The 26,052-nt window shown below is 42.7% G+C and carries 30 protein-coding genes; 22 read left to right on the forward strand and 8 right to left on the reverse strand.

Going from position 1 to position 26,052, the window contains the following annotated elements:
- Positions 1-32 precede the first annotated feature (32 nt).
- The 6 genes from ACNAV8_RS05270 to ACNAV8_RS05295 all read left to right on the forward strand — a co-directional run bounded on the left by ACNAV8_RS05270 (position 33) and on the right by ACNAV8_RS05295 (position 7,356).
- Positions 33-785: a uroporphyrinogen-III synthase gene (locus tag ACNAV8_RS05270; RefSeq protein WP_103854746.1), complete on the forward strand. Its 753-nt coding sequence runs from the start codon at positions 33-35 to the stop codon at positions 783-785.
- A 19-nt stretch (positions 786-804) separates the two neighbouring features.
- Positions 805-2,307 (forward strand): uroporphyrinogen-III C-methyltransferase, encoded by a 1,503-nt coding sequence (locus tag ACNAV8_RS05275; RefSeq protein WP_103854745.1) that lies wholly within the window; start codon positions 805-807, stop codon positions 2,305-2,307.
- An 11-nt stretch (positions 2,308-2,318) separates the two neighbouring features.
- Entirely contained in the window at positions 2,319-3,611 is a 1,293-nt protein-coding gene (locus ACNAV8_RS05280; protein ID WP_415777341.1) for a heme biosynthesis protein HemY, read from the forward strand.
- Between the two features lie 39 nt (positions 3,612-3,650).
- On the forward strand, positions 3,651-4,088 hold the full coding sequence (locus tag ACNAV8_RS05285; protein WP_103854743.1) for a PNPOx family protein: 438 nt from the start codon (positions 3,651-3,653) through the stop codon (positions 4,086-4,088).
- A 293-nt stretch (positions 4,089-4,381) separates the two neighbouring features.
- Positions 4,382-5,746, forward strand: a complete 1,365-nt coding sequence (locus ACNAV8_RS05290) for a diaminobutyrate--2-oxoglutarate transaminase (protein WP_103854742.1) — start codon at positions 4,382-4,384, stop codon at positions 5,744-5,746.
- Positions 5,747-5,823: 77 nt separating this feature from the next.
- Entirely contained in the window at positions 5,824-7,356 is a 1,533-nt protein-coding gene (locus ACNAV8_RS05295; RefSeq protein WP_103854741.1) for a pyridoxal phosphate-dependent decarboxylase family protein, read from the forward strand.
- A gap of 73 nt (positions 7,357-7,429) precedes the next feature.
- Here the strand turns inward: ACNAV8_RS05295 and ACNAV8_RS05300 are convergent, their stop codons facing one another.
- Entirely contained in the window at positions 7,430-8,323 is an 894-nt protein-coding gene (locus ACNAV8_RS05300; RefSeq protein WP_415777342.1) for a DMT family transporter, read from the reverse strand.
- A complete protein-coding gene (gene folB / locus ACNAV8_RS05305) occupies positions 8,320-8,676 on the reverse strand; it encodes a dihydroneopterin aldolase (RefSeq protein WP_103854739.1) in 357 nt (118 codons plus the stop codon). Before folB ends, ACNAV8_RS05300 begins: the two co-directional genes overlap by 4 nt.
- A gap of 99 nt (positions 8,677-8,775) precedes the next feature.
- Between folB and plsY the strand changes: the two genes are divergently transcribed.
- Positions 8,776-9,378 (forward strand): glycerol-3-phosphate 1-O-acyltransferase PlsY, encoded by a 603-nt coding sequence (gene plsY / locus ACNAV8_RS05310; RefSeq protein ID WP_103853613.1) that lies wholly within the window; start codon positions 8,776-8,778, stop codon positions 9,376-9,378.
- Between the two features lie 13 nt (positions 9,379-9,391).
- On the opposite strand, the gene ACNAV8_RS05315 is transcribed toward plsY, so the two are convergent.
- Positions 9,392-9,790 carry a helix-turn-helix domain-containing protein gene (locus ACNAV8_RS05315; RefSeq protein WP_103854738.1) on the reverse strand — a complete coding sequence of 133 codons (399 nt, stop codon included), beginning with the start codon at positions 9,788-9,790 and terminating at the stop codon, positions 9,392-9,394.
- Positions 9,791-9,928: 138 nt separating this feature from the next.
- On the opposite strand from ACNAV8_RS05315, the gene ACNAV8_RS05320 reads away from it, so the two are divergent.
- The 3 genes from ACNAV8_RS05320 to ACNAV8_RS05330 are packed head-to-tail and all read left to right on the forward strand — an operon-like array spanning position 9,929 to position 11,514.
- Entirely contained in the window at positions 9,929-10,411 is a 483-nt protein-coding gene (locus tag ACNAV8_RS05320; protein ID WP_103854737.1) for a hypothetical protein, read from the forward strand.
- A 20-nt stretch (positions 10,412-10,431) separates the two neighbouring features.
- Positions 10,432-11,040 (forward strand): outer membrane protein, encoded by a 609-nt coding sequence (locus ACNAV8_RS05325; RefSeq protein ID WP_181021990.1) that lies wholly within the window; start codon positions 10,432-10,434, stop codon positions 11,038-11,040.
- 45 nt (positions 11,041-11,085) lie between these two features.
- A complete protein-coding gene (locus tag ACNAV8_RS05330; protein ID WP_415777343.1) occupies positions 11,086-11,514 on the forward strand; it encodes a DUF2846 domain-containing protein in 429 nt (142 codons plus the stop codon).
- A gap of 348 nt (positions 11,515-11,862) precedes the next feature.
- Here the strand turns inward: ACNAV8_RS05330 and ACNAV8_RS05335 are convergent, their stop codons facing one another.
- The 5 genes from ACNAV8_RS05335 to ACNAV8_RS05355 form a co-directional block, all read right to left on the reverse strand.
- Positions 11,863-12,633, reverse strand: a complete 771-nt coding sequence (locus ACNAV8_RS05335; RefSeq protein WP_103854752.1) for a class I SAM-dependent methyltransferase — start codon at positions 12,631-12,633, stop codon at positions 11,863-11,865.
- Positions 12,615-13,709 carry a tRNA (uridine(54)-C5)-methyltransferase TrmA gene (gene trmA, locus ACNAV8_RS05340; RefSeq protein ID WP_415777344.1) on the reverse strand — a complete coding sequence of 365 codons (1,095 nt, stop codon included), beginning with the start codon at positions 13,707-13,709 and terminating at the stop codon, positions 12,615-12,617. Before trmA ends, ACNAV8_RS05335 begins: the two co-directional genes overlap by 19 nt.
- Positions 13,710-13,784: 75 nt before the next feature.
- On the reverse strand, positions 13,785-14,114 hold the full coding sequence (locus tag ACNAV8_RS05345; protein ID WP_103853619.1) for a MaoP family protein: 330 nt from the start codon (positions 14,112-14,114) through the stop codon (positions 13,785-13,787).
- Positions 14,115-14,187: 73 nt separating this feature from the next.
- Positions 14,188-14,820 (reverse strand): thiol:disulfide interchange protein DsbA, encoded by a 633-nt coding sequence (gene dsbA / locus ACNAV8_RS05350; RefSeq protein ID WP_103854735.1) that lies wholly within the window; start codon positions 14,818-14,820, stop codon positions 14,188-14,190.
- Between the two features lie 11 nt (positions 14,821-14,831).
- A complete protein-coding gene (locus tag ACNAV8_RS05355) occupies positions 14,832-15,098 on the reverse strand; it encodes a YihD family protein (protein WP_103853621.1) in 267 nt (88 codons plus the stop codon).
- A gap of 194 nt (positions 15,099-15,292) precedes the next feature.
- Between ACNAV8_RS05355 and mobA the strand changes: the two genes are divergently transcribed.
- The 12 genes from mobA (at position 15,293) to ACNAV8_RS05415 (ending at position 26,050) form a co-directional block, all read left to right on the forward strand.
- Entirely contained in the window at positions 15,293-15,898 is a 606-nt protein-coding gene (mobA, locus tag ACNAV8_RS05360) for a molybdenum cofactor guanylyltransferase MobA (RefSeq protein WP_415777345.1), read from the forward strand.
- Between the two features lie 82 nt (positions 15,899-15,980).
- Positions 15,981-16,505: a hypothetical protein gene (locus tag ACNAV8_RS05365; protein WP_103855911.1), complete on the forward strand. Its 525-nt coding sequence runs from the start codon at positions 15,981-15,983 to the stop codon at positions 16,503-16,505.
- 198 nt (positions 16,506-16,703) lie between these two features.
- Entirely contained in the window at positions 16,704-18,236 is a 1,533-nt protein-coding gene (fruB, locus tag ACNAV8_RS05370) for a fused PTS fructose transporter subunit IIA/HPr protein (RefSeq protein WP_415777346.1), read from the forward strand.
- 9 nt (positions 18,237-18,245) lie between these two features.
- Positions 18,246-19,187 (forward strand): 1-phosphofructokinase, encoded by a 942-nt coding sequence (fruK, locus tag ACNAV8_RS05375; protein WP_103855909.1) that lies wholly within the window; start codon positions 18,246-18,248, stop codon positions 19,185-19,187.
- Positions 19,188-19,191: 4 nt separating this feature from the next.
- On the forward strand, positions 19,192-20,898 hold the full coding sequence (locus ACNAV8_RS05380; protein WP_415777347.1) for a fructose-specific PTS transporter subunit EIIC: 1,707 nt from the start codon (positions 19,192-19,194) through the stop codon (positions 20,896-20,898).
- Positions 20,899-21,029: 131 nt separating this feature from the next.
- Positions 21,030-21,278: an FAD assembly factor SdhE gene (locus tag ACNAV8_RS05385; RefSeq protein ID WP_103853634.1), complete on the forward strand. Its 249-nt coding sequence runs from the start codon at positions 21,030-21,032 to the stop codon at positions 21,276-21,278.
- Between the two features lie 101 nt (positions 21,279-21,379).
- Positions 21,380-21,955, forward strand: a complete 576-nt coding sequence (gene rpoE, locus ACNAV8_RS05390; RefSeq protein WP_103855907.1) for an RNA polymerase sigma factor RpoE — start codon at positions 21,380-21,382, stop codon at positions 21,953-21,955.
- A 45-nt stretch (positions 21,956-22,000) separates the two neighbouring features.
- The gene (locus ACNAV8_RS05395; protein ID WP_103855906.1) at positions 22,001-22,576 is read left to right on the forward strand and encodes a sigma-E factor negative regulatory protein; all 576 of its coding nucleotides are present in this window, start codon (positions 22,001-22,003) and stop codon (positions 22,574-22,576) included.
- Positions 22,577-22,649: 73 nt separating this feature from the next.
- A complete protein-coding gene (gene rseB / locus ACNAV8_RS05400) occupies positions 22,650-23,609 on the forward strand; it encodes a sigma-E factor regulatory protein RseB (RefSeq protein WP_415777348.1) in 960 nt (319 codons plus the stop codon).
- A complete protein-coding gene (locus ACNAV8_RS05405; RefSeq protein ID WP_415777349.1) occupies positions 23,610-24,044 on the forward strand; it encodes a SoxR reducing system RseC family protein in 435 nt (144 codons plus the stop codon).
- An 83-nt stretch (positions 24,045-24,127) separates the two neighbouring features.
- Entirely contained in the window at positions 24,128-24,628 is a 501-nt protein-coding gene (gene mobB / locus ACNAV8_RS05410) for a molybdopterin-guanine dinucleotide biosynthesis protein MobB (RefSeq protein WP_103855904.1), read from the forward strand.
- Positions 24,629-24,655: 27 nt separating this feature from the next.
- Complete coding sequence (locus ACNAV8_RS05415) at positions 24,656-26,050, forward strand: DHA2 family efflux MFS transporter permease subunit (RefSeq protein ID WP_415777350.1); 1,395 nt, start codon at positions 24,656-24,658, stop codon at positions 26,048-26,050.
- Positions 26,051-26,052: the final 2 nt, after the last annotated feature.

The following is a 26,052-nucleotide window of genomic DNA, read 5'->3' on the forward strand; positions in this document are numbered from 1 at the left end:
TCGTCTAGGCTTATAACAGCAAGGAAAAGAAAATGGCAGTGTTGGTTACGCGCCCTGATGAAAAGGGCAAACAACTGGTAGAAATGCTTGCAAAGGCAGGCATTGCGGCCATTCATTTTCCGCTCTTTTCCATTCAAGCGGGGCGTGAACTGAATGATTTACCCCGTCAGCTAAATCAACTCAACGCAGGTGATTATGTTTTTGTGGTATCGCAAAATGCGGTCTCTTACAGCGCAGAAAGCTTGAAGCAAGCCGGCTTTCAATGGCGAGCAGATTTACATTATTTTACGGTCGGACAGCGAACCGCGCTGCTCTTTTCCAGTCAAACAGAACAGAATATTCATTATCCTTTTCAACAAGAAACCAGTGAGGGCGTGCTTTCTTTATCGGCAATGAAAAATTTGCACGATAAAACCATTTTGATTTTACGCGGTAATGGTGGGAGAGCATTTTTTGCGGAACAAGCCAGTTTACGAGGGGCGACAATTCAAACCTTGGAATGCTACCGCCGTGAACCGTTAGTTTATGAGCCTGTTGAACAAACCAGTATGTTAAAGCGTGCGGGGATTACGACAATTCTTGCCACAAGCAAAGAAATTTTGTGTTTATTGCTAGATTTTGTGCCCAAAAATGAACATAATTGGCTGAAGTCTTGCCGTTTGATCACGGTTAGCGAACGAATTCAACGCTTTGCCTTCGCAATGGGCTGGGAAAAGGTGGACGTTTCACCACGAGCAGATAATGTAACATTGTGCGATACCTTATTACAATTTAACGAGTTTTAATAATCATAAGGAATAAATTATGGCTAAACATCACGCAAAAAAAACAGGTAAAAATCCTGCTGTGGAAAACACGGCACAATCTGTCGAACCTGTGGAAAATTCCCCCCAAACTGAAACTCCTGAACAAGAAACTGAAGTGGTGAAAAACGAGCAAGACACCCTTGAAACGACAAAGGAAGAACCGATGCAAACATCACAAGAGCAAGTTACAGCAAACAATGAACAACCTAAGCCTGAAACCGTCATCGTTAAAAAAGGCGGTACGGGTGTGGCGATTTTAGCCTTATTAGTGGCGTTAGGCCTAGGCGGCGCAGGGTATTATTTTGCAGAACAGCATTTAACCAAAGTGCAAGGCAGATTAACCGCCCTAGAACAACGCGCGGTGCCAACCAACGTACAGGGCTTAATGGATAGCGATTTAGCCGCATTAAAACAAGATCAAGCAAAAATTGCACAGCTTGCCCAAACCAGTCAATCCACCAACGACAAATTAACGGCGTTAGAAAAAATGGTGGAAATTAAGGATCAACAAATCACCTCATTACAAAATCAAGTTAAGAATCTAAGTAATGCACAGAAAACGGCGCAGCCAAATGATTGGTTGCTTTCTGAAGCAGATTTCTTATTAAACAATGCGTTACGCAAATTAGTGCTAGATAATGATGTGGATACCGCGGTTTCGCTATTAAAAGTGGCTGATGAAACCTTAAGTAAGGTGTCTGATCCGCGTGCGATGCAAGTGCGTAGTGCCATTAATGCAGATTTAAAACAGCTATTGTCGGTGAACAATATCGATCAAAATGCCATTATGCAACGCCTTTCTCAGCTGGCAAATAACGTGGACGAACTCACCGTGCTAAACATGAATTTTGATGATCCAAATTCCGCTAACGAAAAATTAAGTGGCTCTTGGGAAGATTGGAAAGAAAATGCTGAGAAAAGTGCGACCTCTTTCTTAAATCATTTTATTCGCGTTACACCAAAAAATGCTGAAAGCAAAGCCTTGCTTGCGCCAAACCAAGATATTTATTTGCGTGAAAACATTCGTTTACGCTTACAGTTAGCGATTATGGCGGTGCCACGTCAGCAAAATGATTTGTATAAACAGTCCTTGGAAACAGTGGCGTCTTGGGTGAGAAGTTATTTCGATACCAACACGGAAGTGGCAAAAACCTTCTTAGATGAAGTGGACGAACTGGCGGAACAATCTATTTATGTCGATGTGCCAACCCAACTGAGCAGCTTAAATATGCTAGATAAATTGCTTAATAAACCGTCACAAGAAGTGCAAAAAATTGAGATTTCCGTAGATAAAGATGTGGCTAAAGAAACAGCACAAGAAGCGAAAGCTGCACCCGTAGAACAAGCTGTAACAGACAAATCTGAAAACAACGCAGCGCAAAGTGATGCAAACCAAAGTGAAAAGCCGAGCGAAAATCAAGCTGATACAGAAAAACAAGCTGACGCAGAACATAAAAGTGCGGTAGAAAATTCTGACAAATCTGAGCAAACACAACAGTAGAGGAAATAGCAATGTTTAGAACCCTATTTTTAATGCTGGTGTTACTTGCCGGCTTAATCGCAGGCCCTTATTTATCGGGCAAACAAGGTTATGTGCTAATAGAAACCAGCACATACAGCATTGAAATGTCCATCACCACCCTTGTGATTTTCTTTGTAATCGCAATGGCGGTGGTATATGGTATTGAGTGGATCATTACCAAATTCTGCCGTTTAAGTAACAGCACTTACGGTTGGTTCTCCCGACGTAAACGTCTTAAAGCACAAAAACAGACCCTTGAAGGCTTAATGTTAATGGACGAAGGGCAATATTCTAAAGCCGAGAAATTGATTGGTAAAAACGCCAAACATTCTGATGAGCCAATCCTAAACTTTATTAAAGCGGCGGAAGCGGCACAACAGCGTGGTGATGAGTTTGGCGCAAATCACTATTTAATTAAAGCGACCGAATTGGCAGGCACGGATAATCTGCTTGTTGAGATTGCCCGCACGCGAATTTTGTTACAACAAAATAAATTACCTGCCGCACGCAGCGCCATTGATAGCTTGTTAGTAATGACCCACCGTAATAAAGAAGTGTTGAAACTCGCGGTTGAGATTTACTTAAAATCCCACGCCTTTGAAGCTTTGGACAAAATTCTTGATCAAGTGGAAAATTCAGGGCTATATTCCGATAAAGAATTTACCACCTTACAACATCGGGTTGAAGATGGCTTACTTGATGAGAAAATGAATGAAGAGGGTGTGGACGGCTTGCTTAAATGGTGGGACGATCAACCGCGTAAACGTCAAAATGATCTTTATGTGAAAGTGGGATTAATTCGCCGTTTAATTGACAGTGATGATCACGAAACCGCTTATAAATTGATCTTAGAAGCCTTGAAAAAAGTGGACGACAACAGCCCACTGGCACAACAACTTTGCACACAAATTACCCGTGTTCAACCAGTAGATAACAGCAAATTGCTGAAAATTATGGAAAAACGGGCGAAACAAAGTAAAGATCAAGGCTGTTGTTGCACAAACCGTGCTTTAGGTTACTTGTATGTGCGTAATGGTGAATTTGCCAAAGCAAGTGAAGCTTTCAAGAAAGTCATTGAAAATAAAGCACAGCTTGAGCCAAATGATATTACAATGGCGATCTATGTGTTTGAGCAAAACGGTGAAAATGAATTGGCTAAACAACTTCAGCAAGAAAGTTTGAAATCTGCTATGTCGGTGCAAAACTTAGCTCCTGAAGAAAAGGAAAAAACGCCAGAAAATTCCACCGCACTTGCACAAACCACAGAAGCCAAAAATCCTTAAGGTAAACCCAATGCCCTGTCTTTCGGGGCATTTTTCTTTATGATAAAACTTCCAGATAATATCCAACAATTTTTGCAACAACAAACCGTGATGAGCATTGCCGTACATAGCGTACAAGGCTTTTGGGCAGCCAACTGCTTTTATGTGCTTGATGACAGCAATGTCAGCCTGATTTTCTTTTCTTCCCTTTCCACCCAACACGCACAAATTATGCAACAAAGTGATCTAGTTGTTGGCACGATCGCCACCCAAACGGATAAAGTGAGTGAGATTGAAGGCGTGCAATTTAAAGGACGTGCCATTTTGCTTAATGAAGATACCCGAAAATCCGCCCTTAAACGCTATTATGAGCGTTACCCCTTTGCACGTTTAATGAACACGGATTTATGGAAAATTGAGCTTGATGAAATCAAACATACCAGCAATAAATTCGTTTTTGCCCAGAAAACTTACTGGAAAAGAGCAAGTGCGGTGTAATTTTTGATTATTTTCCCCAAACTCACAAAAATTGCTTTTCTTTCTAGCAAAAAAGGGTACTATATGCCGTCTTTTGTAGGGCTTCGGCTTTACGAAATCTCTGTTTTCCAAATTGGAAAAAATATGGAAAAAATAAAAAAGCTGAAACGCTTTTTTTAATAAGTAGCGAGTCAAATGCCCCATGGCATCTTATTTGGAAGAATAAGAAAGCTTAGGCTTATAACGCATATGACGTTATCCCGCAAGGCACCCGACTTATTTTTTTAACCTCTTATCGAAGGTATAGATTAAAAATGACAAACACTCCTGTAAATCCAATCAACAACGCAACCAACGAATACTACCTTACTCGTCAAAATGAAATGGAATCCAATGTGCGTAGTTATCCACGCAAATTGCCATTGGCGATCGCAAAAGCACAAGGCTGCTGGGTAACGGACGTAGAAGGTAATGAATATCTTGATTGCTTAGCTGGTGCAGGTACATTAGCCCTTGGACATAATCACCCAGCGGTGATCCAAGCTATTCAAGACGTATTAAGCAGTGGTTTACCACTTCATACATTAGATTTAACCACGCCATTAAAAGACGCATTTACCGAAGAACTGCTTTCTTTCTTCCCGAAAGATCAGTATCGCTTGCAATTCTGTGGCCCTTCTGGTGCTGATGGCACAGAAGCAGCGGTAAAACTTGCTAAAACCTACACGGGGCGTGGTAATGTTATCGCATTCTCTGGTGGTTACCACGGAATGACTCACGGTTCATTGGCGATGACAGGCAACTTAAACGCGAAAAACGCGGTACAAAACTTAATGGCAGGCGTGCAATTTATGCCTTATCCGCACGAATATCGTTGTCCATTAGGCTTAGGTGGTGAAGCAGGTGTTGATGCTTTAACCTATTATTTTGAAAACTTTATTGAAGATGTTGAAAGCGGTGTGGTAAAACCTGCAGCCGTGATCCTTGAAGCCATTCAAGGAGAAGGCGGTGTGGTTACTGCGCCAGTGAAATGGTTACAAAAAATCCGTGAAGTGACCCAAAAACACGGTATCGTGTTAATCCTTGATGAAGTACAAGCAGGCTTCTGCCGTTCAGGAAAAATGTTTGCCTTTGAATATGCAGGCATCGAGCCAGACATCGTTGTCATGTCAAAAGCGGTAGGCGGAAGTTTACCATTAGCGGTGCTAGCCATTCGCAAAGAATTTGATGCGTGGCAACCAGCAGGACACACAGGCACATTCCGCGGCAACCAAATGGCAATGGCGACAGGTTATGCGTCATTAAAAGTAATGCGTGAGCAAAACTTGGCACAAAATGCCTTAGAACGCGGTGATTTCTTACAAACTGAATTAAAGAAATTAGCCCAGCAGTATCCTTGTATCGGTAACGTGCGTGGACGTGGTTTAATGATCGGTATTGAGATTGTTGATGAGCGTAAACCACAAGATCGCATCGGTGCTTATCCAGCAGATGGTGAACTTGCCGCGGCAATTCAAAAAGCCTGCTTTAACAATAAGTTATTGTTAGAACGTGGCGGACGTGGTGGTAACGTGGTGCGTATTCTTTGCCCACTCATCATCACGCAAGCGGAAAGCGAAGAGTTAATCAAACGCTTTGCTCAATCTGTCGCAGACGCATTAAAAGCCGTGCGTGGCTAATTATTAATCTAGCTAAATGGGGTGTGTAACGCCCCTTTTAGCTATTTTTATCTCAATCATCTTTCAGGAAATTCTCAATGGTCGATTTCGCAAAACACAAACAATCCCTTCTTTGCAATGATCCACAATCTATCGCTGATTATGAAAAAAATATGGCAACAGCAATAAGTGCGGTAGGAAATTGGCTCAAAAATAACAAAATGTACACTGGCGGCAGCATTAAACAGCTACGCGAAGAAATTGCTTTTCAACCCTCTCAAGCTGGTTTTGGCTTAGAAAAATCCTTAGATCGCTTAACGGAATTATTCTTAAATAAAAGCCTAAAAGTGCATCACCCTCATTCTTTAGCACACTTACATTGCCCAACCATGGTGGCAAGCCAAGTGGCAGAAGTGTTTATTAACGCCACCAACCAATCAATGGATTCTTGGGATCAAAGCCCAGCAGGTTCATTAATGGAAGTGCAACTGATCGAATGGTTGCGTGAAAAAGTGGGTTATGCGGCAGGTGATGCGGGCGTGTTTACCTCTGGCGGTACGCAATCTAACTTAATGGGCGTGCTATTGGCGCGTGATGCTTGTGTAGCAAAACACTGGAAAAATGCGGAAGGCAAAGAATGGTCTGTGCAGCAAGATGGCTTGCCAGCAGAAGCCTTGCAACGTGTAAAAGTGCTATGTTCAGAAAATGCGCACTTTTCCGTGCAAAAAAATATGGCAATGATGGGAATGGGATTCCAATCCGTGGTGAGCGTGCCTTGTAATGAAAATGCACAAATGGACGTTAATGCCTTGGCAGAAATTTTGGCAAATCTTAAAGCGGAAGGAAAATTGGTGGCGTGCATTGTGGCAACCGCAGGCACAACTGACGCAGGGGCAATCGATCCACTCAAAGACATTCGTAAATTGGCTGATCAATATGATGCGTGGTTACACGTTGATGCCGCGTGGGGTGGAGCATTGTTGCTTTCCAATGAATATCGCCATTGGTTAGACGGCTTAGAGCTGGCGGATTCCGTTACCCTTGATTTCCACAAACACTTTTTCCAAAGCATTTCTTGCGGTGCATTTTTGCTTAAAGATCCGCAAAATTACCGTTTTATCGATTACAAAGCGGACTACCTAAATTCAGAATATGACGAAGAACACGGTGTGCCAAACTTGGTGGCAAAATCGCTACAAACCACACGCCGTTTTGACGCGTTAAAATTATGGTTCACTGTAGAAGCCCTTGGCGAAGAACTTTACGGCTCAATGATTGACCACGGGGTGAAACTCACACGTGAAGTGGCGGATTACATCAAAGCCACAGAAGGCCTTGAATTATTAGTTGAACCGCAGTTCGCTTCGGTGTTATTCCGTGTCAATCCTGCGAATTACCCTGCGGAATTTATTGATAATCTCAACCAAAATATCGCAGACGAATTGTTCGCCCGTGGTGAAGCCAATATTGGGGTAACGAAAGTCAATGGCGTACAAGCCTTAAAAATGACCACCCTTAGTCCAATCGCTACCCTTGAAAACGTGCAAGCCTTGCTTGGTCAAGTGCTGGAAACCGCTGATAACATCAAAGATGCGATCGTTGCCGGCAATTATGTGCCAGCGATTGATTAATCTTTCTAGACGATAAGAAAAAAGTGCGGTAAAAAATACCGCACTTTTTGTTTCTTTACGTTTATTTATTGCATTATCCTTTCCGATTACACATCAGCAACCCTAGCACAATCAATGCGCCACTGGCGAAATGATACCAATAGAGCGCTTCGCCCAACACACTAATGCCAAGCAACGCGGCGAATAACGGCGTTACATTGGTAAACACCGCACCTTTCGCGCCGCCCACAAGGCTTATGCCGTAATTCCAAAAGGCGTAAGACAAAATAGATGGCCCGATAACCAAATAACCAATCATTGCCCAATGGCTCGTAGAAATTTGGCTGATAATCGGTTCGCTGGCAGTTAAGGCTTTCCAGAGAAAAACTGGGCTAAAGCACAACATCGCAATAGCAACAAGCAAGGTGAGCATCACTGCGTTGGGTAAATCTGTTGGACGTAGGCGGATAATGCAGCAGTACAGCGCCCAGCTCAAGGCCGAGCCAATCGCCCATAAATCCCCTTTATTCACATTAAAGTTCAGTAAGGTTTGTGCATCGCCTTGGCTTAATAAACATAATACACCGAAGAAACTCACCACTGCCCCTGCGAGCATTAAAGGGCGAATTTTATCCCCGAAAACAAGACGATTTAGCAATAATACCGCAATCGGGACAACCGCAAGATAAATACTGGCATTAAGTGCGGTGGTGGTTTGTAAGCCCTGATAAAGAAATAACGGGAAAATGACAATGCCGAGTAAAGAAAGTGCGGTCAAAATTTTCCACGTTTTTTGAATAGTGGGGTAGAAAGCGAGGGTACGTTTAGCAAACAGCAATAACAAAATCACCGCAGCGGGAAACCAACGAAGATAAGTTAGCACAATGGGATCCACTTCATGGCTTAGCATTTTGCCGAAAATATAATTGCCGCCCCAAAATAAGGTGGCTAAAATCAGGCAAAGATAGCCATAATGCTGTCTATTCATCTTGTGCCGCGTTCCACAATAATCCCCACATTGCGGGCTTGTGCTACGGCTTTGGGCTTTCTTAATTTGATTTTTAACCAGCTCAGCCCATATTTTTGTTCAAGCTGCGCTGCCACTTCATAAGCCACGCGCTCAATTAAGAAAAAGGGCTTAGATTGCACATAATCAATGATAAATTCGCTGACTTCTGCGTAATTTAGGCAATATGCCACATCATCACTTTCTGCTGCTTGACGGCAATCCCACGCCATTTCCACATCAAAAATAAGCTTTTGTTTGATTTGTTGTTCCCAGTCATACACGCCAATTTGAGCGAAAATGACCAATTCTTCAATAAAAATGCGATCTATCATAAAATCCTTCAATATCCTGAAATACTATTAGGCGTATGCTACCAAGTTTATGTACAATAGACGAACAAATTTTTCACTTGACGAATCAGGTAGGTAAAAATGAGCCTTTTCGCCCTTTTTTATATGTTTTGTGCGTATTTGCTCGGTTCAATTTCGAGCGCCATTTTATTTTGTCGCCTAGCAGGCCTACCTGATCCGCGCACCACAGGCTCACATAACCCCGGTGCAACTAACGTATTACGCATCGGCGGGCGTTGGGCCGCCTTAGCAGTACTGATTTTTGACATTCTAAAAGGAATGCTTCCCGTATGGGCGGGCTATTATCTTGGCTTAACCCAATTTCAGTTAGGCATGGTTGCACTGGCCGCCTGTTTAGGGCATATCTTTCCCATCTTCTTTAAATTTAAAGGCGGAAAAGGTGTTGCCACCGCATTTGGCGCAATCGCCCCTATCGGCTGGGGCGTGGATCTGTGGATGCTCGGCACTTGGCTTGCGGTATTTTTGCTCACAGGCTATTCATCTTTAAGCGCAGTTATCGCCGCCATCACCATTCCTTTTTATGTATGGTGGTACAAACCTGAATTCACCTTTCCAGTGGCGCTCGTCTGCTGTCTGCTCGTTTACCGCCACCACGACAATATCCAACGCCTATGGCGCGGGCAAGAAGATAAGGTTTGGAATAAATTTAAGAAAAAGTTGTAAAAAACGACCGCACTTATTTTTCTTTAGGGTGTTGTGCTTTCAATAACGCAATAATTTCTTTTAAGGATTCAATTTCTTTGTCTTTTTGTTCTAATAGTTGATCTTTATAACTTAACGCTAATTTGAGTTTTTCATTTTCAATGGTAACCGCTTCATTTGTCGCATAATAATTAGAGCTAAGGTGGCTATTTTCATTAATTAAAAAGCAAATATTACGATCATCTTTGACCAATTCAGAAATGTCCATATCAAAAATTTGTGCAATTTTCTTTAATTTTTCGTAATGTAATTGCGTTTCGCCACGCTCAATTTTTGCATAACCACTTGGTGATAAATTCATTTTTTCTGCCATTTCTTCTTGCGACCAATGATTCATTTCTCGTATTAATCTGATTTTCTCGTGTATCGCCATTGTCTGCTCCATTTGTTCAATTCTAGCTCAAAATGAGTAGAAAACAGTCTTTTTGATATATGGTTTTTTACTATATGAGTTTTGTAGAATTTCATCGTTCTAAAAACAGACATTTTACATCTTTAATGAGGTTTATCTATGAAAAATTTATTAAAAGTGGCGTTATTAGCCACAACATTAGGCTTGACAGGGTGTGCTACGATTGTGAGTAAAAGCACTTATCCTGTTTCTATCCAATCTGTCCCTGAGGGCGCAAATTTTACGATTACAAATAGAGAAGGGAAAATCGTCAGCCAAGGAATTACCCCACAAGTGGTTAAATTGAAATCTGGCTCTGGTTATTTTAAACCTGAAAAATACCTCATTACTTTTGATAAAAAAGGTTTTACAAAAGAAACAATCGAAATTCAAGCGACGTTAGATGGTTGGTATTGGGGCAATTTTGTCATAGGTGGACCATTAGGACACCTTGTTATTGATCCTTTAACAGGAGCTATGTATCGTTTACCTGCAAATGTTGTGGCGACTTTAAATAAAGGTAAAGAGAGAGCATTGACAGTTATTGATATTCGTACGCTCTCGGAAGAACAGCGTAATAAACTTCAAAAAATTAATTTATAAATATGAGTAGAGGAAATGTTATGAAAAAATATTTAGTGGCAGCATTATTTTCTAGTACAGCATTATTTGCCCAAGCTGATGGCTTTTCAGGCTTCTACGTAGGTGCAGAGGTTGATTTTAATAAACAGTCTTTTTCTATTCCAGTAAAAGAACTTGGTTATAGCTATTATGATGGTAATTATACGGGTTCTAGCTCTCGCTCTGTTGGTGTGGGCGTTGTTGGTGGATATATGTTTGATTATGGTAATAATTTTGTTGGGGTCGTTGAGGGTAAAATCAGCCTTCCTAATAACAAAGTTAAAGATGAACTAGGAAATGAAATTGCTAAAGAAAACCTACGTTTAGGCGTACATTATTTGCAAGGATACCAAATTGATCGCTTCTTACCTTATGTAAAAATTGGGGCTGAATATGGTAACTTTGATATGAATGACAGCAACCCTGCATTTAATCGTGTGACATTTGAGAACAGCGGTGCAGTGGGTTTTAGCTATGGTGCTGGTGTGAAAGCAAAAATTACTGATAATTTTGTTGCAGGGTTTGATTACAGTCGCGTAACCTTAGAGGGTAAAAACAGTATTGAATTTAAGAGCAATACCATCGGTGTAAACTTTAGCTATTTATTCTAATTAAAGTTAAATGGTGAATAAAATAAAAAAATTCTTTCAGTTTTAATGTTGGTAGGTACCTTGATTTTAACCGGCTGTGCGAAAGTAGCTGTTGCTCCAGAGTCTGAAAATGTGCAAGCCAAACAGTTCAATGCACCAACAAAGGATAAATCAGGGATATATATTTATCGTGATGGCTCTATTTTAGGTGCAGGATTGAAGAAAAACCTCTATATTGATGATAAATTTATTGGTGAATCCGCACGAAATATTTATTTCTATAAAACAGTTAAGCCAGGAAAACATAAAATTTCCACTGAATCAGAATTTGGTAATAATGATTTGTATATTACAACTCAAGGCGGAAAGAACTATTTTATTCGCCAGTATATAAGAATGGTTTTTTTTGTTGGTGGTGCAAACCTTGAATCGGTTGATGAAGAAAAAGCAAAAGCGGCTATTAAAAAGTTAAAACTTGCTCGTTCGCTACAGTAATTCATATCTAAAAGGCTATTCCATTCTATCTGCCTTCAAAAGTTGGATTAAACAGCCAACTTATTAAGAGGGCAGATTTTTTATGTCCAAATGTAATCGATTTTTAGATGGCAAGTCATTGCGTGTTATTTTTGTCATAACAAACTCATTGTTGGTTCATCAGCATTTTCAACTGCTCTTATACGCTGGATGGCGCACTATAATCTCTATGCCTCTAAAAGAAGTAGCTGTATGTGGTTAAGAAAAGATACTATTTCCCCAAATTCAAATTAAACGTGATGAGGGCATAAAATGTGGCAAACACTAGTTCTAGTGGCAGTACCAAGTCTATTTTATTAAGTCATGCCTCTAAATCACAGTATAAATATCAAAGCGATGATTTTTCGTTTCACGACTAAAGTGCGGGGCTTTTTCGGCGAGAAATTGGGCGTAGTCGGGGCGTTTTACTACCACACGTTTTTGTGCAATTTGTAAGGCGGGGGCAAGCAGTTGGTCAGCGTCTTCATCTGCGCCAACTAAATGCTGAAAAACGCGCATTTCCTTTTTGACTAAGGCACTTTTGGCTTTGTGGGGATACATTGGGTCGAGATACACCACATCTGCTTTCGTGCCTTGTTGAGCAAGTTCATCAATCTGTTTTACCGGCAATAACTGCATATTTTGTTGCATCATTGCACCGATTTCAGCATCTTGATAAGCCCGTTGCAAGCCGTCTTGTAGTAATAAATAGACCACAGGGTGGCGTTCTACTAAGCGCACTTGGCAGCCAATGGCAGCAAGGACAAAGGCATCACGCCCTAGCCCTGCGGTGGCGTCAATGACGCTAGGCAGATAATCTTTTTTGATGCCAACGGCTTTAGCGATGGCTTCGCCACGTCCGCCGCCGAATTTGCGCCGATGCGCCATTGCACCGCTGACAAAATCTACATAGACCGCGCCTAATTTGGGTTCGTCTAATTTGCGTAATTCTAAACGCGCAATGCCGTTTTGTTCCGTTTGTACTAAGGCCAACGGGCTGTCTGGCTGGTGAATTAAACCTTGTTGTTCACAAAGTGCGGTGAAATTTTGCGAATTTTTTGTTTCGCAAATCAGTTGCACGGCTATTTTCGGATCAACCATACACCAGATTCCATATGTTCAGTATAAGGGAACTGATCAAACAGCGCCGCACGCTCAATGCGGTGAGTTTGGCACAGGGTTTGCAAGTTGTCGCATAGAGTGTACGGATTGCAGGAAATATACAAAATGCGATCATATTGTTGCACCAATTTTACCGTGTCAGGATCAAGCCCTGCTCGTGGCGGATCAACAAAAATGGTATTGCAATCATAAGCTTGCAAATCAATGCCTTTTAAACGATTAAAGGCACGCACGCCGTTCATTGCTTGGGTGAATTCTTCTGCCGACATTCTGATAATCTGCAAATTATCAATATGGTTTGCGGCGATATTAAATTGCGCGGCAGCAACCGATGGCTTGGCGATTTCTGTTGCCAGCACCTTACGAAAGTTTTGCGCCAACGCGATAGAAAAATTGCCGTTGCCACAATAAAGCTCGAGCAAATCCCCTTGGCTGTTTTGGGTGCAATCAATCGCCCATTGCAACATTTTGCTATTTACCACCGCATTGGGCTGCGTGAAACTGTTTTCCACTTGGCGATAAATATATTCTTTGCTGTTTACAGGCAGAATTTCGTCCACATAATCCTGATCTAAACAAATTTTTTGTTTAGAGGCACGCCCGATGATCTGCAGGTCAAAACCTTGTTGTTGCAGGGTTTGGCGTAATGCTACCGCCGCCTGTTGCCATTGTTCATCAAGCACTTTGTGATAAAGCAGGCTGACGATAATTTTATTGCTCAGGGTGCTGAGATAATCAATTTGGAATAAACGATGCTTGAGAATGGTTTGCTGTTTGAGCAACGGCAAAAGCGCTTGCATCATCTGATTGATAAGCTGGCTGGCAATCGGAAAATGATCAATGCGATAAGGCTTACGCGTTTGGCGGTCAAACATAATATGATAAAAATCATCATCTTGATGCCAAACACGAAATTCAGCACGCATACGATAATGTTGTTTTGGCGAATCAAATGCTGCTAATTCTGGTGCATTAAAGGGCGCTAAAAGTGCGGTCAATTTTTGGCGTTTTTCTGCCAATAATTCATCATATTTTTCGATAGGTAAGGCTTGCATTGATAGTTCTCATTATTCGTTGCCAACAAAAAGAAAAGGCTTGATTGCTCAAGCCTTATGATCTTGCTAGGCAGATTAATCCGCGTTGCTCATCTCTTCTAGGTTATCCGCTACCACGCCAGATAAAGTATAAACACGTTTTGTGGTGCTGGTTAAAGTGCGGTATTTATTCCACGTTTTTTCAAAGAACGTTTCTGGCTGACGCTCGCCTTTACAAAATGCCACAAAGGCTTTTTCTTCTTCTGTTGCAGGCGCACGCTCACCACTATCTAAGGCTTTAAATGCTTGACCATATTGCTCTAAAGCTTGAGATTCTTTGATTGTATAATCACCGTGGCGAGCAAAACCGCGGGGATAGTTTTTATCGTCAAAAAAACGACGCGTTACGCTAAAACTTTCTGCCATAATATCCTCAATATTGCGAATTCAAAATCGGCACGCATTAAACCAATTTTTGCTTATTTTTGCAATTTATTTGTTACTTTTGTAGCAAGGCTTTCACGGTTTCTACATAATCTTGAATGAAACCTTCTTCACTGTGCGATAGCCCTTCAGGGTTCACACGATATTTACCATTCACATAGAAATCTGGCACACCGTGTACATTAAAACGCTCAGCCGCTTGCACTTGCTGATTGTACAAACCCGTTACCGCAAAGCTGTTAATCCCGCCATCAAATTGTTCTGCACTTACCCCGCTATCAATAAAAATTTGACGAATAGCATCTAAACTTGGCGCACTTTGATCACGATTTTTCACCGCAGTTTGCGCCGCTTCAAATAATGGTGCTTTGACTTTCTCTTCCACGCCTAAGGCCATTGCTAATGCCCAAGCGCGAGTGAGATTTTCTGATTGAAAACCTAAGAAATTCACGTGATATTGCTTAAATTTTGTTCCTTCAGGCAGGGCTGCTTTCACTTTCTCAGGAATGTGATAATCCATTTCAAAGGCATAACAATGTGGGCAATAAAAAGAGAAAAACTCAATTACTTCAGGCTGAACTGCGCGTTCAGTGTTTAACGCAATGTATTGTTTTCCTTCTGTTAAATCCGCAGCTTGTACATTCGCCACAAAAAATAATGATGCTAAGGCAACAAGAAATTTTTTCATTACAACTTTCCTTATTCAATAATGCCACGCGCTTTTAGCAACGCGGTTTTAAAATCTTCTTCATAATCTTTTTTAATCCCAGGGATCGGCTCGTGCTTATCTGTGCCATACATTTTCAAATGATAGATAATCACTTCGTCCGTTAATTCTGCCACAGGTTTATCAAACCCCGCTTCATCAGCGATTTTCTGCAAAATCTGGGTTAAGCTTAAATCAGGATCTTGCGACCAATAAGGTTGCAACAATTCCAACACTTCATTTAGACGATGACATTTCATAACAGTTCCTTACCTTGGATAATGAAGGGCTAAATAATACTGTAATTGCGGGGAGAAAGGAATAAGCTGGCGGAAAAAAGCGCTTTAATAAGTGCGGTAGAAAAACATACAATTTTTCCACCGCACTTTTTTATTTGCGGATTTATCAAGTAGAATGAAGCCATTTGATAGGCTGAAAAGCAAAGCGAGGGCAGATGAAAATCAGTGCAGTGATTCTTGCTGGTGGTCGGGCAAGGCGTATGGGTGGGGTGGATAAAGGATTGCAGCTTTTCCGTGGGCAGCCGTTGGTGTGGCATTGTTATCAGCGCTTGAAAGATCAGGTGGCACAGGTGGCGGTGAATGCCAATCGCAATCAAGAACGCTATGCGCAGCTTGGCTTGCCAGTGTTTGCCGATGAATTGGCGGATTTTCAAGGGCCGCTGAGCGGTATTTTAACAGGGCTAAAACGGGCGGAGAGTGATTTTGTGCTGTTTGTACCTTGTGATTGCCCCTTTTTACCGTTGAATTTATTGGAAAAATTGCAACAGCCCATTTTGCAATCTTTGCTAGATCGCAAAAGTGCGGGGGAAAATTCGCCAGTTTTACTCACTTATGCCACCGATGGTGAGCGTGAACACCCCACATTCTGTTTGGTTTCCACCTTGCTAGCGGAAAAGCTCGCCACTTATTTACACAGCGGTGAGCGGCGAATGTTGCAGTTTATGCGAGAAAATGGTGCGATTGCGGTAGATGTTCACGATCAGAAAGAGGCGTTCCAAAATTTTAATACGCTAGCGGATTTAGAAAGCGAAGTGCGGTGAAAAAATCACGGAAATTTGGCTTTTTATTCAAATTATAATCAGTATAATAAGAAAAATCTGATTAACAAAAAACGGATAAGTTATGTTCAAAATTATTTCAATTTCAGTGTTAAGTGCCTTTTTAGTGGCGTGTTCTTCTTTGACTTCTTATGTGCCGTTTATGGACAACGAGAAAAAAGTGATCGATTTAGATAAAGAGAAAATCGATAAAAAATCCTATGCCTCTGCGTATGCGGCAACGGTGCAAACCTATTCAGGGCGTGTAAATGAAGATTATGATGTGAATTCTTTTGCCAGTGGCGTGAATGATTGGTATCTCAACCGTATTTTAGTGCCGATTGAAGAAGTGAAAGCGAAATTATACCAAGGTGGTGGCGTGGATAGCCAAGTTTATGCTTATTATAGTGGCGTAGTGTTCGCGTCTGAATTACAGAATAATTTCAATCGCTTAAGTGCAAATTGTTGGTCGCAAATCAGCCAGCCAAGTGCAACGCAAGGGATTTATGATGCAATGCGAGATCTACAAAAAGGGCAGCCGCGTTCCTTAGATGAAGGTTATATCGCAGAAGGTAGCGATCAAGTGTTGAAAGTCTGTACAGGAAAATAATGTGTAAGGTTACTGATGTTTAATCAGTAACCTTTTCTTTTTTTATCTAAGCTGAAAGGTTTTTGCTTAATGTTCAGCAAGCGTTTAACAACGTGTTAAGCAAATCATCAGTAAAATTTATCGCCAAATTGGTTTTGCGAAGAAGTGAGCCAGTATCACAACGCCATTTGGTATTCAAACCAATATTCTGGAGGGAAAATGCTTAACTTATCAGAAAAAAATATTCACTTATCGGCACAAGCCGAAAATAAACAGCAAGCCATTGAATTGGTGGCGCAAGCGCTTGAACAAGCGGGCAATGTGGAAGCAGGATATTTAGCAGGAATGTTGGCGCGCGAAACGCAAACGTCCACCTTTTTAGGCAACGGCATTGCCATTCCGCACGGCACGTTGGAAACACGTCCAATGGTGAAAGAAACGGGCGTGCAAGTGTTTCAATTTCCACAAGGGATTGAATGGGGCGACGGCAACAAAGCCTATGTGGTGATCGGCATTGCCGCCCGTTCAGATGAGCATTTAACCTTGTTGCGTCAGCTTACTCAAGTGCTAGGCGATGAAGAAAAAGCGGCGAAATTGGCGACATTACAAGACATCGCGAAATTCCGCGCCATTTTAATGGGCGAAGAAACACTGGAAGTGAAAAGCGAAGATCTGAGCCTTGATGTGGATACGGAAAGTCTGCTTACTTTAATTGCGATTAATGCCGGCAAATTGCAAAACCAAGGCGCGGTGAATAATCAATTTGTGGCAGAGGTGATCGCCTCTCCTGCATTGCCACTGGGCGGCGGCTTATGGCTTACCGATTCGGTGCAAGGCAACGAGAAAAATGCCCTTGCGTTCAGCCGTGCAAAACAAGCTTTCCAGCATAATCATAAAGAAGTGAAAGGCGTGTTGACGGTGGCTTGTGTGAATGAGCAAATTGATGAATTACTCGCACGATTACTAGAAAATTCCGTGCAACAAGCCTTATTAAATGGAAATTCTCAGCAAATTTTGACCGCACTTAATGGTGGTGAAGTGAGCGTTGAAAACCCAGCACCAGCCAATACCAGTAGCGAAAATGCAGGCACGGTTATCGGCACATTCACCGTGCGTAATGAACACGGCTTGCACGCGCGTCCTTCAGCGGTATTAGTAAATGAAGTGAAAAAATTCGCCTCGAAAATTACGGTGGAAAATCTCACCCGTGGCGGTGAAGCCATCAGCGCTAAAAGCCTGATGAAAATCGTGGCATTGGGCGCAACCCTTGGACATCGTTTACGTTTTAGCGCGGTGGGTGAAGATGCCAAACAAGCCATTGAAGCCATTGGTAAAGCCATTGCGGACGGTTTAGGGGAAGAAGTGTCCTCTTTATCGCCGAAAGAACCGGATCACATTGAAGTGATTGGCGAAAGCAGCGCAGCTAGCGAAAAAACTGCAGAAAAAACCACCGCACTTGATAATCAAGATCCAAGCGAAAGTGTTGAGGCGGTGTTTGTGGTGCGTAACGAACACGGTTTGCACGCACGCCCTGCCGCCGTGTTAGTTAATGAAGTGAAGAAATATAACGCTTCCGTAGCGGTGCAAAATGTGGATCGCGATAGTCAATTAGTGAGTGCTAAAAGTTTGATGAAAGTGGTGGCGCTTGGCGTGGTGAAAGGACATCGTTTACGTTTCGTGGCAACTGGTGAAGAAGCACAAAAAGCCCTTGATGGCATTGGTGCGGCAATTGAAGCTGGCTTAGGTGAGTAGGAGTTGATAATGGCAAAAGTGGCAACCATCACGTTAAATACCGCCTATGATTTAGTGGGGCGGTTAAAACGTATTGAGCTGGGTGAAGTGAATACGGTGGAAACCTTAGGCTTATTCCCTGCGGGCAAAGGCATCAACGTGGCAAAAGTGTTGAAAGATTTAGGCGTTGATGTGGCGGTGAGTGGCTTCCTTGGGCGTGATAATCAAGGGGACTTCAACACAATGTTTGCGGAGCTTGGCTTAGAAGACCGCTTTCAGCGTGTGGCGGGTAAAACTCGCATAAACGTGAAAATCACCGAAACCGAGGCCGATGTAACGGATCTCAATTTCCTAGGCTATGAAATTTCACCACAAGATTGGCAAGATTTTGTGCAGCAATCCTTGTTGTTATGCAAAGATTTTGACATTGTCGCAGTGTGTGGCAGTTTGCCGCGCGGTGTCAGTCCAACAGATTTCGCTGATTGGCTCAAACAGCTACAACAAGCAGGCGTAAAAGTGGTGTTAGACAGCAGTAATGCAGCGCTTAGCGCGGGGTTATCCGCCAATCCTTGGCTAGTGAAACCCAATCATCGTGAGCTTGAGGCTTGGGCAGGGCATTCCTTACCAACCCTTGAAGAGATTATTGCGGCCGCAGAAAAATTGCGCGCACAAGGCATTGCTAATGTGATTATTTCAATGGGCGCGGACGGTTCTCTGTGGTTAAGCGAACAAGGCGTGCTCCAAGCGAAACCACCAAAATGCGAGCAAGTGGTTAGCACCGTGGGCGCGGGCGATTCAATGGTGGCAGGGCTAATTTATGGCTTGAGCAAATCGCTTTCACAGCAAGACACCTTGGCGTTTGCCAGTGCGGTGTCTGCCTTTGCCGTGTCGCAAAGCAATGTGGGCGTGAGCGATCCTGCGTTATTAACACCAATCTTAGAAAAAGTAGAAATTTCAGTGATTAAAGGGTAGAACAATGAAGATTTTTTTGACAAACACACAACAATTAGGCAATGCCAAAGCCTTTTTGATTAAACAGGTGCTGGCTGCGGCAGCAAAACAGCAAGGCGATGACGTGGTGGCAGAAGCCAGCCAAGCGGATTTAGTGATCGCCTTAGGCAGTGCGCCAAATAACGGCGCATTACAAGGTAAAAAACTGTTTGTGGCAGAGGTGGAAAACGCCTTTAATGCACCAGAGGCGACCTTAAAACAAGCGCAGGCGGAAGCAGTGGAATATCAGCCAGCGGAAAATTCAAATGGGGCGGAAAATAAAAGTGCGGTGCAAAATGCGCCGGATTTTTCTAATCAAACGAAAAATATTGTGGCAGTTACGGCTTGTCCAACAGGCGTAGCGCACACTTTTATGTCAGCGGAGGCTATTGCTGAATATGCCAAAAAGCAAGGCTGGAATGTGAAAGTGGAAACCCGTGGGCAAGTGGGTTCGAGCAATATCATTTCCCCTGAAGATGTAGCGAATGCGGATCTTGTCTTTATTGCAGCAGATATTGATGTGGATTTAAGCAAGTTTGAAGGCAAGCCGATGTATCGCACCTCCACTGGGCTTGCGCTGAAGAAAACGGCACAAGAATTTGAAAAAGCCTTTAAAGAAGCGAAGATTTACACAGGGGCAAATGTCGCCAAAGCACAAGCCAGCGAAGAAAGCACAGGTGAGCGTAAAGGCTTGTATAAACACTTGATGACAGGGGTTTCCCATATGTTGCCATTGGTGGTCGCAGGGGGCTTGCTGATCGCTATTTCCTTTATGTTTGGCATTGAAGCCTTTAAAGATCCGAATATTGCAGGTGGTTTACCAAAAGCCTTGATGGATATTGGTGGCGGTGCAGCGTTCCACTTAATGATTGCCGTGTTCGCAGGTTATGTGGCGTTTTCTATTGCGGATCGTCCTGGATTAGCCGTGGGTTTAATTGGCGGTATGCTTGCCACCACCGCAGGTGCAGGGATTTTAGGTGGGATTATTGCCGGCTTGCTTGCAGGTTATGTGGTGAAATTCTTAAACCAAGCTATTCAATTACCAGCCAGCTTAAGTTCATTAAAACCGATTTTAATTTTGCCATTGATCGGTTCTGCGATTGTTGGCTTGGTGATGATTTATCTGATCAATCCACCGGTAAAAGGCTTAATGGACGCATTGGTGGAATGGCTCAACACAATGGGACAAAGCAATGCGTTGTTATTAGGCGCGGTGCTTGGGGCGATGATGTGTGTGGATATGGGCGGTCCAGTAAACAAAGCAGCTTATACTTTCGGCACAGGCTTGATCGCTTCTGGCGTTTATACCCCAATGGCTGCAGTAATGGCAGCGGGTATGGTGCCACCAATTGGAATGGCAATTGCTACATTATTGGCACGCAAAAAATTCACCGCCAATCAACGTGATGCGGGTAAAGCGTCTTTCGTATTAGGTTTATGTTTTATTTCTGAAGGTGCATTGCCATTTGTGGCGGCTGATCCTGTGCGCGTGATTGCATCAAGCATTATTGGTGGAGCAGTGGCTGGCGCGATTTCTTTAGGCTTATCTATCGGCTTACAAGCACCACACGGTGGTTTATTCGTGATTCCATTTGTAACTCAGCCATTAATGTATTTAGCGGCAATTGCCATTGGTGCGGCGCTAACAGGCGTGATTTATGCAGTTATTAAGCCAAAACTTACGGAAAAATAACCGCACTTTGTTATCCTCAAAACCCGACTTAGATGTCGGGTTTTTTGCGTTTTTTTCTCTGAAATTATTCGTACAAGAAAAAGCAAATTCCGCTATAATCCCCCCATTATTCAGTTCAACAGGGAACAGAAATGGAAAAATATAATAAATTTCGCCTTGAATGGGATTGTCGGCGTGGAATGTTGGAGTTAGATAAAGTGATTATGCCTTTCTTTCAGCAGCATTTTGATGAGCTAGATGAGCAACAAAAAGCTACATTTGTGCGTCTATTGGCGGCAACGGATTTACAGTTATTTTCGTGGTTTTTTAACCGAAAACCTGCGCCAGATCTTGAATTACAGCAAATGGTTTCCTATATACAAGAAAAATTATCGAGCTAATTTGATAAAAAGATTGAACTTTTACGATTTTCACCCCTCTAAGAGAACACGAGCTTGCTGTCTTGTGTATCAAGGCTTGTTAGAGGTGTATAAGAGGTTATATGACTGAACAGCTAACAGATCAGGCTTTGGTAGAAAGGGTACAGCAGGGAGATAAGAAAGCATTCAATTTGTTGGTATCGCGTTATCAAAATAAGGTGGCAGGGCTATTAACCCGTTATGTTTCACCGAATGATATTCCCGATGTTGTACAAGAATCATTCATTAAAGCGTATCGCTCTATTGAATCATTCCGCGGTGACAGTGCTTTCTACACTTGGCTATATCGTATCGCCGTGAATACGGCAAAGAATTATTTAACCGCACAGGGACGCCGCCCGCCGAATGAAGATATTCTGGCAGATGAGGCAGAATCCTATGATGTGGGAACAAATTTGCGGGACGTAGATACGCCCGAAAATCAGATGTTATCTGGTGAATTGAAGAAGATCATTTTTGATACCATTCATAATATGCAAGAAGACTTAAAAACCGCCATCACCTTGCGTGAGTTAGAAGGATTAAGTTATGAAGAAATTGCCGATATTATGAATTGCCCTGTCGGAACGGTACGTTCGCGTATTTTCCGAGCAAGGGAGATTATCGAAAATAAAATTCAACCCCTTCTTCAAGGCTAATACAACATTAATAACATTAAAAAAGAGAAAACCCTGGAGTTTACAATGCAAAAAGAGCAACTTTCCGCTTACATTGATGGCGAACAAATCAGCGAGGCAATGACAGAAAAACTTTGCCAAGATGCTGATTTACAAAAATCCTGGGCAAATTTTCATACTATTCGTGCAGTAATGCGTCAGGAAAGTGAAGTATTATTGGGGGCGGATTTCACTGCAAAAATGGCAGATTTAATTGAGCAAGAAGAAATTGTGGTGGCACAACCGATGGTTTCTCAACCAATGCCAGAAGAAACTGCGCAATCTCCATTTATGCAAACACTGAAAGCGTGGTTTATGCCAATGACTCAATTTGCGGTGGCAGCGGGCGTGTGCTTAGTTGCGGTGATGGGCGTGCAAAGTTTTATGGCGCACAATGGCAAAGAAAACCAAGACGCGCCTGTGTTGCAAACCTTGCCATTTAACAATTCCGTGCAAGAGGTGAGCTATAATGCGCCAACCCAATCGGTGATTACGCCTGAGCAAATTGAGCAAAAAAATAAACGCATTGATTCAATGCTACAAAGCTACGAATTGCAAAAACGCATTTATGCGGATAGATTAAATTTGCAAAATCAGAAATAACAATGAATGAAGTTTAGGTTATTCACCACCATTTTTGGTGGTGAATTTGTTTATATCCTATATGTGAATAACGATGTTAAAAACGGTCAAAAAAATCACCGCACTTTCCTTAGTGCTATTTTCTGTAAATCCCTTATGGGCGGCAGAACCTGATGCAGTCCAGCCACGCCAATTGCTAGACGAAATGCAACAGGCAGGTTCTCATCTGAACTATGAAATTGCTTTCGTGCAAACCACGCCGAATATGGCCTCATTACGTTATAGCCATATTTATCATAATGGCAAAACCTACGCCCAACTGCTCACCCTTGACGGAATGCCGCAGCAAATTGTGCAACGTGATAATGTGGTGAGTTATTTCCAACCGAATTATTCTCCATTCTCGATTAACGCCAATCATATTGTGGACAGCTTGCCTGCGATTATGTGGAGCAATCTTGATGCGCTGAAACAAAATTATGATTTCACCTATATTGGACGCAACCGCGTGGCAGATCGCGTGGTGCAAACCATTCGCATTTTGCCGAAAGATGATTTTCGCTATCAATATGTGCTCTTTATTGATGAGCAAAGCCATTTGTTGCTACGCAGTGATGTGTTAGATCGAGAAAATAATCTGCTAGAACAATTCCGCGTAGTGAATTTATATCAAAGTGAACAATTTGATGATTTGCTCAATGCCATTAATCATATGGGTTTTCCTGCACTGATTAATGACAAAACCACTTTCCAACCAAGCAAAGAAGCCTTTAACTGGCAGCCAAGCTGGTTACCAAACGGCTTTAAGTTGATTAATCGTAGTGTGGAAACCAATGGTGAAGAACGCATTGAAGCGCAGCTTTACAGCGATGGATTATTTTCCTTCACCCTTTACCGCTCAAGCTCAATTTTGCCAAATGAAGAAAAAAACGGCTGGTGGAATGGCACCAGAACCTTTTATAGCGAAACCTTTGGCGATAACGAATTTACCCTTGTAGGGCAGCTACCGATTTCTACCGCAAAACGCATCGTGCAAGATATTAAGGTGAAGTAAATGCTGAAAGAAAGTGCGGTGGTTATTTCTTATCAATCTGGCATTGCGCAAGTGAAATGCCAATCGCAAAGTGCCTGCGGGAGCTGCGCGGCAAAGTCTGCCTGTGGCTCAGCTGCACTGGCGGAACTGAACGGCACAGGCACGGCGCATTTTTTTGAGGTGGAAACCATCACCCCCGTCAAAGCAGGGCAAATTATCGAAATTGGTTTAATGGAACGTTCGCTGATTTTTTCTAGTTTGCTGGTGTATTTTTTCCCTTTACTCACCTTATTGCTTTCCACGCTGATCGCCGATCAGGTTTTCCAAACCGAACTGTGGCAAGGCATTTTTATCGTTTTTTGCACCGCACTTGCCTTTGTGGTCGTCCATTTTGTATCGAAATCTTGGCAGAAAAAAGCAAGTTATCGCCCGATTTTTTTGCGGGTTATTCAATAATCTATTCATTTATGTGAAAGATCACAAGCTGCCAATAATGCGGTATCATAGGGCTACATTTTACTTAATATAAAGGACATAAAATGCGCCCAATGCTTGGCATTACAGGATACAGTGGAAGTGGCAAAACCACTTTGCTGGAAAAACTTTTACCTCAGCTTGCCGATTTAGGTTTGCGTGTGGCGGTGATTAAGCACAGCCATCATAACGCGCAGGTGGATAAAGAGGGCAAGGATAGCTGGCGAATGAAAGAAGCGGGTGCGAGCCAAGTGGTAATGGCTTGTGATAACCGTTGGGCATTGATGACGGAAACCGCGCAGCCCGTGAGCTTAGACTATTTGGCAGCGCAATTTGATCCGCAGCTGACGGATTTGATTTTGGTGGAAGGCTTCAAACACGAACCTATTGCAAAGATTTTATTGCATCGCAAGACAATAGAGAAAGCCTTGCCAGAGCTTGATGAAAAAGTGATTGCGCTCGCCACAGATTACCCTTTAAGCTGCACCGTGCCACATTTGGATATTAATCAGGTTGAGCAAATTGCCGCATTTATTTTTCATTGGTATCAACAACAAATGAAATAAAGTGCGGGGCAAAATCGCAGAATTTTTATGACAGAAACGAAAAATTATACAGGCTTGGCGTGGATTGCCGCCGTTGCCTTTTTTATGCAAACTTTAGACGCGACCATTTTGAATACGGCGTTGCCGACTATTTCGCGCAGTCTAAATGAATCGCCGCTGAATATGCAGTTGGCGATCATTAGCTACGCTTTGACGGTGGCGTTGTTTATTCCGTTAAGCGGTTGGGCGGCGGATAAATTTGGTACGCGTAAGGTTTTTCGTGCTGCCATTGGCGTTTTTGTGTTGGGATCGGTGGCGTGCGCCTTATCGCAATCTTTGCCACAATTGATCTTTGCTCGCATTTTACAAGGGCTTGGTGGTGCGTTAATGATGCCTGTTGCACGCCTTGCGATAATCCGTAGCGTGCCGAAAAATCAGCTGTTAAATGCGTGGAATATTATGGCGATGGCAGGTCTTATTGGGCCAATTCTTGGGCCTGTGTTGGGGGGCTTAATCGTAACTTATATGACCTGGCATTGGATTTTTTTAATTAATATTCCCATTGGGCTGGCAGGGATTTTCCTTGCAGGCATTTATATGCCAAATATGAAAGGGCAGGTGAGCCGTTTAGATAAATGGGGTTTTGTACTGTTTGCAGGCGGGCTTGTGGGCTTGACCTTGGGGCTGGATCTGGTGGCTGAGCATTTCACCGCAACTTGGATTGCGTTAGTGGTGCTGGCGGTAGGAATGGCATTTCTGGCTTGCTATTATCTTTATGCCAAACGCGTTCACAATCCGCTAATGCCCTTTTCTTTGTTTCATATTCGCACTTTTCGTTTAGGCTTTATTGCCAATTTATTTATTCGCCTGTGTGGTTCGGGCGTACCGTTTTTGCTACCGTTAATGCTCCAAGTGGTATTTCATTACAGCGCAGAAGTGGCAGGCTGGCTAATGGTGCCAATTGCCGTAAGTTCAATGGCGTTTAAACTGCTGATCCGCGGCATTCTTTCTCGTTTTGGTTATAAGAAAACGCTGATCAGCACCGCCATTGCGATGACTTTCGTAATTGCCACAATGAGCTTATTGCAACGCCATACGCCAATTTGGCAGATGGTGCTGATTTTATTGGCATACGGCGGTTGTATGTCGGTCAGTTTCACCGCGATCAACACCTTAACTGTCGGCGATTTATCCGATAACAACGCCAGCGCAGGTTCAACAATGCTGAGCGTGATTCAGCAAGTGGGAATTGGCATTGGCATTGCGGTTTCTTCAGTGATTTTGGGCTTGTATCGCAACGCCCTTGGAGAAAGTGTCGAACAGTTACAACAAGCCTTTAGCTATACATTCCTCACCTCTAGCCTGTTTGGCTTAATCCTCGTCTTGATTTTGACAAGACTTCAGCAAAACGATGGGGAAAATTTACAAATAAAGAAAAATTAAGG

The organism is Avibacterium endocarditidis, from assembly GCF_965138825.1.
GTDB classification, from domain to species: domain Bacteria; phylum Pseudomonadota; class Gammaproteobacteria; order Enterobacterales; family Pasteurellaceae; genus Avibacterium; species Avibacterium endocarditidis.

Excerpts from the sequence above, each read along its gene's own strand:
- ACNAV8_RS05270 (WP_103854746.1), top strand. The coding sequence starts at position 33 with ATGGCAGTGTTGGTTACGCGCCCTGATGAAAAGGGCAAACAACTGGTA.
- ACNAV8_RS05275 (WP_103854745.1), top strand. The coding sequence starts at position 805 with ATGGCTAAACATCACGCAAAAAAAACAGGTAAAAATCCTGCTGTGGAA.
- ACNAV8_RS05280 (WP_415777341.1), top strand. The coding sequence starts at position 2,319 with ATGTTTAGAACCCTATTTTTAATGCTGGTGTTACTTGCCGGCTTAATC.
- ACNAV8_RS05285 (WP_103854743.1), top strand. The coding sequence starts at position 3,651 with ATGATAAAACTTCCAGATAATATCCAACAATTTTTGCAACAACAAACC.
- ACNAV8_RS05290 (WP_103854742.1), top strand. The coding sequence starts at position 4,382 with ATGACAAACACTCCTGTAAATCCAATCAACAACGCAACCAACGAATAC.
- ACNAV8_RS05295 (WP_103854741.1), top strand. The coding sequence starts at position 5,824 with ATGGTCGATTTCGCAAAACACAAACAATCCCTTCTTTGCAATGATCCA.
- ACNAV8_RS05300 (WP_415777342.1), bottom strand. The coding sequence starts at position 8,323 with ATGAATAGACAGCATTATGGCTATCTTTGCCTGATTTTAGCCACCTTA.
- folB (WP_103854739.1), bottom strand. The coding sequence starts at position 8,676 with ATGATAGATCGCATTTTTATTGAAGAATTGGTCATTTTCGCTCAAATT.
- plsY (WP_103853613.1), top strand. The coding sequence starts at position 8,776 with ATGAGCCTTTTCGCCCTTTTTTATATGTTTTGTGCGTATTTGCTCGGT.
- ACNAV8_RS05315 (WP_103854738.1), bottom strand. The coding sequence starts at position 9,790 with ATGGCGATACACGAGAAAATCAGATTAATACGAGAAATGAATCATTGG.
- ACNAV8_RS05320 (WP_103854737.1), top strand. The coding sequence starts at position 9,929 with ATGAAAAATTTATTAAAAGTGGCGTTATTAGCCACAACATTAGGCTTG.
- ACNAV8_RS05325 (WP_181021990.1), top strand. The coding sequence starts at position 10,432 with ATGAAAAAATATTTAGTGGCAGCATTATTTTCTAGTACAGCATTATTT.
- ACNAV8_RS05330 (WP_415777343.1), top strand. The coding sequence starts at position 11,086 with ATGTTGGTAGGTACCTTGATTTTAACCGGCTGTGCGAAAGTAGCTGTT.
- ACNAV8_RS05335 (WP_103854752.1), bottom strand. The coding sequence starts at position 12,633 with ATGGTTGATCCGAAAATAGCCGTGCAACTGATTTGCGAAACAAAAAAT.
- trmA (WP_415777344.1), bottom strand. The coding sequence starts at position 13,709 with ATGCAAGCCTTACCTATCGAAAAATATGATGAATTATTGGCAGAAAAA.
- ACNAV8_RS05345 (WP_103853619.1), bottom strand. The coding sequence starts at position 14,114 with ATGGCAGAAAGTTTTAGCGTAACGCGTCGTTTTTTTGACGATAAAAAC.
- dsbA (WP_103854735.1), bottom strand. The coding sequence starts at position 14,820 with ATGAAAAAATTTCTTGTTGCCTTAGCATCATTATTTTTTGTGGCGAAT.
- ACNAV8_RS05355 (WP_103853621.1), bottom strand. The coding sequence starts at position 15,098 with ATGAAATGTCATCGTCTAAATGAAGTGTTGGAATTGTTGCAACCTTAT.
- mobA (WP_415777345.1), top strand. The coding sequence starts at position 15,293 with ATGAAAATCAGTGCAGTGATTCTTGCTGGTGGTCGGGCAAGGCGTATG.
- ACNAV8_RS05365 (WP_103855911.1), top strand. The coding sequence starts at position 15,981 with ATGTTCAAAATTATTTCAATTTCAGTGTTAAGTGCCTTTTTAGTGGCG.
- fruB (WP_415777346.1), top strand. The coding sequence starts at position 16,704 with ATGCTTAACTTATCAGAAAAAAATATTCACTTATCGGCACAAGCCGAA.
- fruK (WP_103855909.1), top strand. The coding sequence starts at position 18,246 with ATGGCAAAAGTGGCAACCATCACGTTAAATACCGCCTATGATTTAGTG.
- ACNAV8_RS05380 (WP_415777347.1), top strand. The coding sequence starts at position 19,192 with ATGAAGATTTTTTTGACAAACACACAACAATTAGGCAATGCCAAAGCC.
- ACNAV8_RS05385 (WP_103853634.1), top strand. The coding sequence starts at position 21,030 with ATGGAAAAATATAATAAATTTCGCCTTGAATGGGATTGTCGGCGTGGA.
- rpoE (WP_103855907.1), top strand. The coding sequence starts at position 21,380 with ATGACTGAACAGCTAACAGATCAGGCTTTGGTAGAAAGGGTACAGCAG.
- ACNAV8_RS05395 (WP_103855906.1), top strand. The coding sequence starts at position 22,001 with ATGCAAAAAGAGCAACTTTCCGCTTACATTGATGGCGAACAAATCAGC.
- rseB (WP_415777348.1), top strand. The coding sequence starts at position 22,650 with ATGTTAAAAACGGTCAAAAAAATCACCGCACTTTCCTTAGTGCTATTT.
- ACNAV8_RS05405 (WP_415777349.1), top strand. The coding sequence starts at position 23,610 with ATGCTGAAAGAAAGTGCGGTGGTTATTTCTTATCAATCTGGCATTGCG.
- mobB (WP_103855904.1), top strand. The coding sequence starts at position 24,128 with ATGCGCCCAATGCTTGGCATTACAGGATACAGTGGAAGTGGCAAAACC.
- ACNAV8_RS05415 (WP_415777350.1), top strand. The coding sequence starts at position 24,656 with ATGACAGAAACGAAAAATTATACAGGCTTGGCGTGGATTGCCGCCGTT.